This is a genomic window from Rhizobacter sp. Root1221, from assembly GCF_001425785.1.
Taxonomy (GTDB): domain Bacteria; phylum Pseudomonadota; class Gammaproteobacteria; order Burkholderiales; family Burkholderiaceae_C; genus Rhizobacter.
This window is the reverse complement of the sequence record NZ_LMDI01000005.1, coordinates 85,162-91,284: the sequence shown is the minus strand read 5'-3', so window position 1 is coordinate 91,284 and position 6,123 is coordinate 85,162. Positions and strand designations below refer to the sequence as shown.

The 6,123-nt window shown below is 67.0% G+C and carries 5 protein-coding genes and 3 pseudogenes; 6 read left to right on the top strand and 2 right to left on the bottom strand.

Going from position 1 to position 6,123, the window contains the following annotated elements:
- The 4 genes and pseudogenes from ASC87_RS05085 to ASC87_RS31620 all read left to right on the top strand — a co-directional run.
- Nucleotides 1–297 (top strand): annotated as a pseudogene (locus tag ASC87_RS05085) (electron transfer flavoprotein subunit beta/FixA family protein); the annotation flags it as partial.
- A 453-nt stretch (nucleotides 298–750) separates the two neighbouring features.
- Nucleotides 751–1,226 (top strand): annotated as a pseudogene (locus tag ASC87_RS05080) (electron transfer flavoprotein subunit alpha/FixB family protein); the annotation flags it as partial.
- A gap of 1 nt (nucleotide 1,227) precedes the next feature.
- A pseudogene (locus ASC87_RS05075) lies at nucleotides 1,228–1,759 on the top strand (electron transfer flavoprotein subunit alpha/FixB family protein); the annotation flags it as partial.
- Between the two features lie 10 nt (nucleotides 1,760–1,769).
- Entirely contained in the window at nucleotides 1,770–1,895 is a 126-nt protein-coding gene (locus tag ASC87_RS31620) for a hypothetical protein (protein WP_369820736.1), read from the top strand.
- A 12-nt stretch (nucleotides 1,896–1,907) separates the two neighbouring features.
- On the opposite strand, the gene ASC87_RS05070 is transcribed toward ASC87_RS31620, so the two are convergent.
- Complete coding sequence (locus ASC87_RS05070) at nucleotides 1,908–2,807, bottom strand: LysR family transcriptional regulator (protein ID WP_056657695.1); 900 nt, start codon at nucleotides 2,805–2,807, stop codon at nucleotides 1,908–1,910.
- A gap of 102 nt (nucleotides 2,808–2,909) precedes the next feature.
- On the opposite strand from ASC87_RS05070, the gene ASC87_RS05065 reads away from it, so the two are divergent.
- On the top strand, nucleotides 2,910–3,782 hold the full coding sequence (locus ASC87_RS05065) for an MBL fold metallo-hydrolase (RefSeq protein WP_056657692.1): 873 nt from the start codon (nucleotides 2,910–2,912) through the stop codon (nucleotides 3,780–3,782).
- Between the two features lie 3 nt (nucleotides 3,783–3,785).
- Here ASC87_RS05065 and ASC87_RS05060 read toward each other — a convergent pair whose 3' ends face one another.
- Complete coding sequence (locus tag ASC87_RS05060; protein ID WP_056658102.1) at nucleotides 3,786–4,739, bottom strand: tripartite tricarboxylate transporter substrate binding protein; 954 nt, start codon at nucleotides 4,737–4,739, stop codon at nucleotides 3,786–3,788.
- Between the two features lie 453 nt (nucleotides 4,740–5,192).
- Here ASC87_RS05060 and ASC87_RS05055 point away from each other — a divergent pair, with 453 nt between their 5' ends.
- Nucleotides 5,193–6,089: a hypothetical protein gene (locus ASC87_RS05055; RefSeq protein WP_157603852.1), complete on the top strand. Its 897-nt coding sequence runs from the start codon at nucleotides 5,193–5,195 to the stop codon at nucleotides 6,087–6,089.
- Nucleotides 6,090–6,123: the final 34 nt, after the last annotated feature.

Genomic DNA, 6,123 nt, shown 5'->3' with positions numbered 1-6,123 from the left:
GGCGCGTCGGTCACGCGCGAGGTCGACGGCGGCCTGGAGACCTTGAAGCTCACGCTGCCGGCGGTGATCACCACCGACCTGCGCCTGAACGAGCCGCGYTACGTGACGCTGCCCAACATCATGAAGGCGAAGAAGAAGACGCTGGAAGTGGTCAAGCCCGCCGACCTGGGCGTGGACGTGGCCCCGCGCATCAAGACGCTGAAGGTCAGCGAGCCGCCCAAGCGCAGCGCGGGCATCAAGGTGCCGGACGTGGCCACGCTCGTGAGCAAGCTCAAGAACGACGCGAAGGTCATCTGACCCCATGTGTCATCCCGGCGAAGGCCCACTGCTGTCCGGGGAAATTCAACCTGAACGGCTGCGTTGCCAGCAGGCATCGGAGGTGCAGTCGATTCACCGATGGGTCGACTCAATCGCAGCGTTGTCATCCCGGTGTAAACCGGGACCCACTGGACGCATGGGCTCCAGCGTGTGATGCACAGCAGGTGGTGCCTGCAGCGGGCCCAAACGGTCCACGCTGTCGAGAGAAGCGTTGACGCGGGGGGGGTACCAGGCCAGATGTGACCGGGACGTCGCCGCGCCTGGACGCAGTGGGTCCCGGCGTTCGCCGGGATGACCCGAGATTTTCCCCAGACAGCAGTGGGCGAACGCCGGGACCCACTGCAGCCAGACGCCTCCATCGCCCGCTCGCACACCCCTGGTGGGTCCCGGCTTGCGCCGGGATGACGGGTGGGCACGAACCAGGAAACATCCATGACCGCTCTCGCMAATATCCTCGTCGTGGCAGAACACGACAACAAGTCCATCAAGGGCGCCACGCTCAACACCGTCACCGCCGCCGCCCAACTGGGTGGTGACGTGCACGTGCTGGTCGCAGGCTTCAACGCCGCCGAAGCGGCCAAGGCCGCYGCWCAGATCGCGGGTGTCACGAAGGTGATCCACGCCGACGCCGCCGGCTTCGAACACGGCCTCGCCGAAAACGTCGCCGCGCAGGTGATCGCCCTCGCCAGCGCCTACAGCCACCTCGTGTTCCCGGCCACSGCCGCGGGCAAGAACGTGGCCCCGCGGGTGGCMGCGCTCCTCGACGTGGGCCAGGTCAGCGACATCACGAAGGTGCTGAGCCCCGACACGTTCGAGCGCCCCATCTACGCCGGCAACGCCATCGCCACGGTGCAGTCGAGCGACAAGGTGAAGGTCCTCACCGTGCGCGCCACGGGCTTCGACGGCGCNCGACACGTTCGAGCGCCCCATCTACGCCGGCAACGCCATCGCCACGGTGCAGTCGAGCGACAAGGTGAAGGTCCTCACCGTGCGCGCCACGGGCTTCGACGGCGCGGCGGCCACCGGCGGCAGCGCCGCGGTTGAAACTGCCCAGGCCACGGCCGACAACGGCAGCAGCAAGTTCGCGGGCAGCGAGATCGCCCGGAACGACCGCCCGGAACTCACCGCGGCGAAGATCATCGTCTCGGGCGGCCGGGCGCTGGGCAGCAGCGACAAGTTCAACGAGGTGCTCACGCCGCTGGCCGACAAGCTCGGCGCGGCGCTGGGCGCCAGCCGCGCGGCGGTGGACGCAGGCTACGCGCCCAACGACTGGCAAGTGGGCCAGACCGGCAAGATCGTGGCCCCGCAGTTGTACATCGCCGCGGGCATCTCGGGTGCCATCCAGCACCTGGCCGGCATGAAGGACTCCAAGGTCATCGTGGCCATCAACAAGGACCCCGAGGCGCCCATCTTCAGCGTGGCCGACTACGGTCTCGAAGCCGCTGGCCGGCATGAAGGACTCCAAGGTCATCGTGGCCATCAACAAGGACCCCGAGGCGCCCATCTTCAGCGTGGCCGACTACGGTCTCGAAGCCGACCTGTTCACCGCGGTGCCCGAGCTGGTCCAGGCCGTGTGACGGCGCCGGCCTTCAGACGCGTCCTGCCGGCTGCGCCGCGAACCACACCACCAGGAAGTCCAGCATCGTCCGCAGCGTGGCCGACATCTGCGAGTGCGAGACGTACAGCGCGTGGATGCCGAGCGGTTGCGGGTGCAGGTGGGGCAGCAGGGCCACGAGGCGCCCGTCGGCGATGGGGGCAGCGGCCGAATGGCGCGGCTGCAGCACGATGCCGGCGCCCGCCTCGGCCGCGGCCAGCAGCACGACCGAGTCGTCGGCACTGAGGTTGCCGCTGACCGGCACGCTCACCGGGGCGCCGTCGTGCGTGAACTCCCACAGGGTCTTGCCGAAGTACGAATAGGTCAGGCAGTTGTGGCGGGCCAGGTCCGCCACGTGCAGCGGCGTGCCCTGCGCGCGCAGGTAGGCCGGCGCGGCGCACACCACCGAATCGCACTGGCCGAGGGGCCGGGCGATCACGTTCGGGTCGAGGTGGTTGGTGATGCGGATCGCGAGGTCGATGCGTTCGCCCACCAGGTTCACCGCCTGGTTGCCGATCAGCAGGTCCACCGTCGCGCGCGGGTAGCGCTGCAGGTACGCCGTGACGGCGGGCGCCAGCACCGACTGGGCCAGCGACTGCGAACACGCGATGCGCAACATGCCCCGCGGCTCGTCGGCCTCGGAGTCGCCCGCCAGCGGCACGCCGTCGGCCACGTCGAGCATCAGCCGGCAGCGTTGCAGCGTGGCCTCGCCAGCGGCCGTGAGCCCGAGCCGGCGGGTGGTCCGGTGCAGCAGGCGCGCGCCGGCCCACTGTTCCATCTCCGCCAGGTAGCGCGTCACCATCGCGCGGGACATGCCCAGCGCCTCGGCCGCACCGATCAGGCTGCCCCGGTCGTTGATGGCGACGAACACGCGGGCAGCGGCGATGCGGTCCATGATTCGCGCGATTCAGGAAACAAACAGTGGATCGGAAAGCGGTTTTTCGCTCGGTCCGTGCAGCATATCCTGCCGGACCCCCTCGACCTGAAGGAATCGCCCATGCGCCGCCGCCTGCTCCTCCTCACCCTGCTCGGTTCGTTCGCGGCCGCCCACGCGGCGCCGCCGCCGCTGGCCATCGACGTCTACAACCCGCAGGGCCAGTCGATGTTCCCGGTCACCTCCGAGATCGTCAGTGGCGCCCGCGACGTGGTGCTGATCGACGCGCAGTTCCAGCGCAACGACGCCGAGGCACTGGTGAAGAAGATCCAGGCCACCGGCAAGACGCTGACCACGGTCTACATCAGCCACAGCGACCCCGACTACTACTTCGGCCTAGACGTGATCCAGGCCGCGTTCCCGAAAGCGCAGATCGTGGCCACGGCCCCGACGGTGGCGGCGATCAAGGCCTCGATGGACGGCAAGCTGGCCTACTGGGGTCCGGTGCTCAAGGACAACGCGCCGAAGAAGCTCGTGTTGCCCGCGGTGCTGGCGGGCGACCGGATCACGCTCGAAGGCCGGGCGCTCGAAGTCAAGGGCCTGCGCGGCCCGAGCCCGGCGCGCACCCACGTGTGGATCCCGTCGCTGAAGACGGCGGTGGGTGGAGTGCTGGTGTCGAGCGGCTCGCACGTGTGGATCGCCGACACGCAGACGCCCCAGTCCCGCAAGCACTGGTTGACCGCCCTGCGCCACGTCGAGGCGCTGCACCCGGCCCGCGTGGTGCCCGGCCACTTCGTGGGCGACGAGCCGAAGGGCCTCGACGCCGTGCGGTTCACCGCCTCGTACCTGAAAACCTTCGAGGCCGAGGCCGCGCGGTCGAAGGACTCGGCCTCGCTCATCGACGCCATGAAACGCGCCTACCCGCAGTTCACCGACACGGGCGGTCTCGAACTCAGCGCCAAGGTGGTCAAGGGCGAGATGAAGTGGCCGCAGTGAGCATCACTCGAGCTTGAGCCCGGTACGGGTGACCAGCGCCTGCCACGACTTGCGCTCCGTCTCGACGAACTTACTGGTGTCGGCGGCCGACATCGTGGACACCTCGGCGCCCTGCCCCACCAGCATCTCGCGCACCGCCGGGAGGCGGATGACCCGCAGCAGTTCCGACGAGATCTTCGCGAGCACAGGCGCCGGCATGCCGGCCGGTGCCAGCACCCCCTGCCACGTGCCCGACTCGAACCCGGGGTACGAATCGGCGATGGTGGGCACGTCGGGCAGCAGCCCCACGCGGGTGGGCTTCGACACGGCCAGTACCTTCAGGCGCTTGGCCTGCACGAACGGCAGCGTGGCCAGCATGCCGTTGATGAGGATGTCGGTCTGCCCGGCGATGGTGTCGTTGATGGCCTGCGAGCCCCCTTTGTACGGCACGTAGTCCCACTTGCCGCCGGTGCGTTCCTCGAGCAGCTTGCCGGCCAGGTGGGCGGAACTGCCCATCGCCGTCACCGCGAAGGTCATGGGTTTTTTCTTCGACAGGGCTATCAACTCAGCCAGGCTGTTCACCGGCACGGACGGGTGCACCACCAGCAGGTGCGGCGAGTACGCCAGCATCGCCACGCCCTGCAGATTCTTGCTCGGGTCGAACGGCAGCTTGTAGAGCGCCGGGCTGATGGACAGCGCGCGCACGTCGCACAGCAGCAGCGTGTGGCCGTCGGCGGGCGACTTCGCGACCAGGTCAGCCCCGATGTTGCCGTTGGCGCCCACCTTGTTTTCCACGATCACGTTGGTGCCCAACGCCTCGGCGAGCGGCGCCGAGATGGCGCGCGCGATGATGTCGGACGAACCGCCCGGGGTGTACGGCACGATGAGGCGCACCGGGGACCCGGCCAGCGACGGTCCGCTGCCGGCCGCGGCCGGCGCTGCGGCCCAGGCCGAACCGCCACCGAACGCCGAGAACATCGGAACCGCGGCGGCCGCGCGCAGCGCGCGGCGGCGGTTGGAAGAGAAGTGATCCATGGTCAGCCTTTCGAACTTCGTGAGAACAATCACGCACCTCTCGGCGGTGGCTTGGCAATGTTGTACGACAACTATCGGCCAATCCGCAGATTAAACGCGGCAAAGAGGGTCGTGTTTAAGGGTAAACGTGGAGTACTTGGCTCGCCTTCCGCCTAAACCCATGCTACGTTGTCAGTCATCAGACAACGAAACTCAGATGCAACGGCGCCAGCGTTTCCGCGGGCAGGTCGCGGGCCGCCTGCAGGTGGTGTGGTGCGGAAAGCGTGCGTGGATCGGCTGCGGCGACCGCCCATCAGCGCTGGCGTGAGCAAGCGCAACGCTGCTCTTGTGAGACAGTAAGCCGGCGCTGCGCCGTGGCCAGTCGTTCAAATGCCCCACGATTTTCGTAAGAGTCGAATGAATTCATTCAGCAAGTTCGCAGTCCATTGCGCGTTGATCGCGACAAGCCTGCTACTGGCCGGTTGCCAGAAGAAACCCGAAGTCCGGTATTCAGAAACCCTGGCCCGAAATGCCTTGATGGCGCTGCCGTTCCCCGATTGGGCGCCGACCGGAAGTGCCCAGGTTCAAGCCGTGAGCCTGTATCCCACAACTGATGTTCCCAGCGAAGCGGCCGCAGCAGTCGTTCACGTAGAAGTCTCCCCCGTGTATGTCGTGAGACTGGACGACACACATGCTGCGCTGGTGACCCAGGTTCTGCCCGTCGACGAGAACAATCGTCCGTACGACGGCCATGCCCACTCCGGCATGATCGGCGCCTATTTCTTTGAACACAGTGCCGCCGGCTGGCGGATGACGGACCGGCAGGATTTCGTGACGACCAGTGGCGTGGGAGGCAACATTGGCACGACGGGCATCACGAAATTGGGAGAGGGGCACTTTGCCGTCACGGCCCAATGGGGAAGTTGCTGGCAAGGCTATTGCGGCAGGTGGCTTGTGGTCGTGGGCCTTCAGGGCAATGAAGCCACCTTGCTGAATTCAGGCATCGCCTTGTCGGTAGACAACGATGGCGCCCGTGGCGCGTGCAGTGCCTTGAGCGGCGGCGATCCTAGAGCCGCGAAGGAGGCCGACGCAGAAAAACACGAATGCCTGGATATTCAAAGCAAGTGGAAATTCCAGGGAAACCGCTTGCTGGTGTCGTACGAAGGTCGACTGAGCAAATTGGGCGAAAACGGTGAGTTGCTGCCTACCAGGAAGATTCAGGAACAGGCGATTTACGAAGCCACACCGGGCAAGCTCACGCTGATCAGCGGGCGCAATCCTGTCCCTGATTTTTTCTCGAATGGCCCGCCGTGACGGGGCAACGTCATCGACGACCGGATTCGGCAGT